This is a genomic window from Streptomyces sp. NPDC059900 (genome assembly GCF_050270335.1).
Lineage (GTDB): Bacteria > Actinomycetota > Actinomycetes > Streptomycetales > Streptomycetaceae > Streptomyces.
The window spans coordinates 11,387-14,976 of the sequence record NZ_JBNNJZ010000170.1; the positions used below are offsets into that span (position 1 = coordinate 11,387).

General features: G+C 70.6%; 5 protein-coding genes. 2 read left to right on the plus strand and 3 right to left on the minus strand.

From position 1 onward, the window contains the following. A partial coding sequence (locus tag ACQKIP_RS22230) for a LysR family transcriptional regulator (RefSeq protein ID WP_427743869.1) occupies positions 1 to 83 on the minus strand: 83 nt, incomplete at its 3' end. Between the two features lie 248 nt (positions 84 to 331). Between ACQKIP_RS22230 and ACQKIP_RS22235 the strand changes: the two genes are divergently transcribed. After that, complete coding sequence (locus tag ACQKIP_RS22235; protein ID WP_365861144.1) at positions 332 to 1,084, plus strand: sulfite exporter TauE/SafE family protein; 753 nt, start codon at positions 332 to 334, stop codon at positions 1,082 to 1,084. A gap of 21 nt (positions 1,085 to 1,105) precedes the next feature. Here ACQKIP_RS22235 and ACQKIP_RS22240 read toward each other — a convergent pair whose 3' ends face one another. Further along, positions 1,106 to 2,044, minus strand: coding sequence for an AraC family transcriptional regulator (locus tag ACQKIP_RS22240; protein ID WP_365861142.1), 939 nt, complete (start codon positions 2,042 to 2,044; stop codon positions 1,106 to 1,108). Positions 2,045 to 2,119: 75 nt separating this feature from the next. Beyond that, positions 2,120 to 3,043, minus strand: a complete 924-nt coding sequence (locus tag ACQKIP_RS22245) for an NADP-dependent oxidoreductase (protein ID WP_365861140.1) — start codon at positions 3,041 to 3,043, stop codon at positions 2,120 to 2,122. 287 nt (positions 3,044 to 3,330) lie between these two features. Between ACQKIP_RS22245 and ACQKIP_RS22250 the strand changes: the two genes are divergently transcribed. Then, on the plus strand, positions 3,331 to 3,590 hold a 260-nt coding region (locus ACQKIP_RS22250), incomplete at its 3' end, for a lytic polysaccharide monooxygenase (RefSeq protein ID WP_427743867.1).

Genomic DNA, 3,590 nt, shown 5'->3' on the forward strand with positions numbered 1-3,590 from the left:
GTGCAGGACAGTTCGCGGGCGACGGCGCTGAGGCTGCCCGTGCGGCAGACGGCGACAAAGACGCGTAGGTCGTCGAGAGTCATGAAGGGTGAAGTTACCGCCCGGGTGAAGTTGCGGCTTGGGGGTCTGCAATGAAATCCGAGGATTGACTTGGGTGTTGGGTGGGCGGGACGATCTTCTCGGGCCCAGGGCGGCAACCTGGCCGGGTTCACCGCACTCCGGAGGGCGGGTGAACCCGGCCAGGTGCCGACCCGCCCCTTCGTCACCAGACCGCTCCGCCCCTGGCTGCCCGCACTCCGGTACGCCGACCGTCCCGGAAAGGCGCTCCATCATGCAGGCACTCGAGACAGCGGCCATAGCGGCTGCGGCCGTCGCGGCCGGCGGCATCAACGCGGTGGTCGGATCCGGCACCCTGATCACCTTCCCCACGCTGCTCGCCTTCGGCTACCCGCCCGTCCTTGCCAACGTCTCCAACACCATCGGGCTCGTACCGGGCGTGCTCAGCGCGGCGTACGGATACCGCGCCGAGCTCAAGGGGCAGCGCTCCCGCCTCGTCAAGCTCGGCCTGGCGTCTCTGCTGGGCGGTGTCGTGGGAGCGGTGCTGCTCCTGAAGCTGCCCGCCGACACCTTCAGCTCCGCGGTGCCGGTGCTGATCCTGATCGCCTGTGCGCTGGTGCTGTTGCAGCCGCGGCTGCAGAAATGGCTCGCGCGGCGCGACTCCCACGGCCGCGCCGACGGCGGAGTGTCGCTGTGGGCCGGTGTGATGGGCACCGGCGTCTACGGCGGATACTTCGGAGCGGCCCAAGGGGTGCTGCTCATGGGCCTGTTCGGGACTTTCCTCCGCGATGACCTCCAGCGCCTGAACGCCGTGAAGAACGTCCTCGCGTCCATCGTGAACGGCGTCGCCGCGGTCCTTTTCATCGCGGTGACGAGCGTCGACTGGACGGTGGCCGGTGTGATCGCCGTCGGTTCGACCGTAGGAGGTCTGATCGGCGCGCGGGTGGGCCGCCGCCTGTCACCCGCCGTGCTGCGCGGGCTGATCGTCGCCGTCGGTGTCACCGCGGCGGTCGCCGTGGCCCTCTGAGGGCGGGCATCGCGGGAGGATCTAGGCGGCCCTGCTCTGGCGCCGGTAGCCGCCCGGCGCCAGGCCGTACTCCCGTTTGAAGGCTTTGGCGAAGGCGAACTCCGAGCCGTATCCGGTGCGGGCGGCGACCGTCGTGAGCGGGGCGTCGGTCTCGCGCAGCATGCGGGCGGCGGTCGTCATGCGCCAGCGGGTCAGATAGGCCATCGGCGGTTCGCCGACCAGCAGGGCGAACCGCCGGGCGAACGCGGCGCGGGACAGACCGGCCCGCTCCGCCAGGGACTCGACCGTCCACGAGGCCGCGGGGTCGTCGTGCATGGCCGAAAGGGCGGGTGCGACCGCCGGGTCGCTCAGGGCCGCGGCCCAGCCCTGCGCGGCGGCCGGGGGCTGGTCGTCGAGCCAGGCCCGCAGAATGTAGAGCAGCAGCGAGTCGATCAGCGTGGGCACGATGCCGTCCGAGCCGATGCGCGGGTTCTCCAGCTCGGCGCCGAGGAGCTGTACGGCGGCACTCAGCTCCGGGTGGCGTCCATGCCGCGTCGGCAGGTGGATGACCTCGGGCAGCTGGCGCACCAAGGGGTGCGGTCGCCCCTGGTCCAGGTGGTAGCTGCCGCACAGCAGGCTGGTCTCGGCGCCCTCGCCGCCGAGCGTGAGCGAGCCGATCGGTGCGCTGCGGTGGAACTGCTCGCTCTTGCACTCCTCGGCCGGGGTGGAGGGGTGGTCGGCGAGGATGTGGCCGCGCCCGCCGCGCAGGAAGATCACATCGCCGGGGTTGAGCGGAATCGGCTTCAGGTGCGGCGGCGCGCCGGGCAGCGGGACCAGCCAGCAGGTGCCGTAGAGCACCACGTGGAAGCCGGCGCCCGCGACGGGCGGCAGGCGCAGGCCCCAGGGGGCACGGCCGTTGGTGCGTACGGACGCCGGGTGTCCGGTGCGCATCGAGGCCAGCGCCTCGGTGAGGATGTCCATCCGGCCTCGCTCTCCTGGTGCCGCGTGCCGCCCGTGGTGCCGCGTGCAGCATGTCGCCTGTCGCGGTCGGTCCGTTCAGACCGTCAGGACAATCTTGCCTTGTACGTGTCCCGCGGCGATCAGCTCGTGTGCCTTTCCTGCCTCGGCCAGCGGGAACGTCTCCTCCACGTAGGGGCGGATCCGCCCCGCGTCGATCAGCTCGCCGAGTGCTTCGAGGCCGGCGGAGTCCGGTTCGACCATGACTCCGGCGAAGCGCCGTCCGGCGGCCTCGACGCGCGCGGCGAGTTCCCGGTCGTGGTGTTCCAGGATGCTGATGAGTACGCCGCCGGGGCGCACCACGCCGAGCGAGAGATCGCCCTGTGCGTTGGAGTCGAGGAGTACGTCCACGTCCTTGGCGGCCTCGGTGAAGTCGGTGGTCCGGTAGTCGATGATCTCGTCGGCGCCGAGGCCGCGCAGGAAGTCGCTCCGGCCCGCACTGGCCACGGCGATCACATGGGCGCCGTGTGCCTTCGCGATCTGCACGGCGAAGTGGCCGACCCCGCCGGCCGCCCGCTGGATCAGCACCCGGTCGCCTTCCTTGATCTGCGCGTCGCGCACCAGGCCCTGCCAGGCGGTGAGCGCGGCCAGGGGGACGGCGGCGGCATGCACGTGGTCGAGGGAGGCGGGCTTGCGGGCCAGGTGGTCCGAGGGGGCGACGACGTACTCGGCGTATCCGGTGGCGGCGCGGGGGAAGAGCGGCATCCCGTACACCTCGTCGCCCGCAGCGAACCCGGCCCCGGCGCCCGCTTCTTCGACCACTCCGGAGATGTCCCAGCCCACGCCGAACGGCGGGTCGCCGATCAGCGGGAAGGCGCCGGACCTGACGGCCACGTCCGCCGGGTTGACGGCACTGGCGTGCACCTTGACGAGGACTTCGCCGGCCAGCGGCTGCGGCCGTTTCGTCTCCACGACCTCCAGGACCTCGGGCCCTCCGAAGGATTTCTGGATCACTGCGCGCACGGTTGCTCTCCCTGGTTCTGCCGGTTGATGGCTTCAACCCTAGAAAGATCGAATGAGTCGCAGAATGGCTTTCTGTCTCGTCTGCATGTCCCGTCGTCTCGTCGGGCGGCACCCTCGGCCATGCGGGCGCCGGGCCTCGCCGCCTGACCCCATTCACAACTTCCGCACCACGAGCGTTACTTGAAGGGTTGACTGCGCTCCGACAATCAGTATGGTCTAGGCCAATGAGTCGACCGAGGCGCCCGGTTGTCTCTCGCCCCTCCTCCCCCCACTCAGAGGGAACAGAGATGAACAAGAAGCAGAAGCTGGCAGCCGCTCTGGGCGCGGGATTCGCGCCCGTACTCGTCCTGGCCTCCGTGACCCCGGCCAGTGCGCACGGCTACGTCAACTCGCCCCCGAGCCGTCAGGCACAGTGCGCGTCCGGCACCGTGTCCTGCGGCGAGATCACCCATGAACCGCAGAGCGTCGAGGGCCCCAAGGGGCAGACGACGTGCAGCGGCGGCAACTCACGGTTCTCCGAACTGGACGACGACAGCAAGGGCTGGAA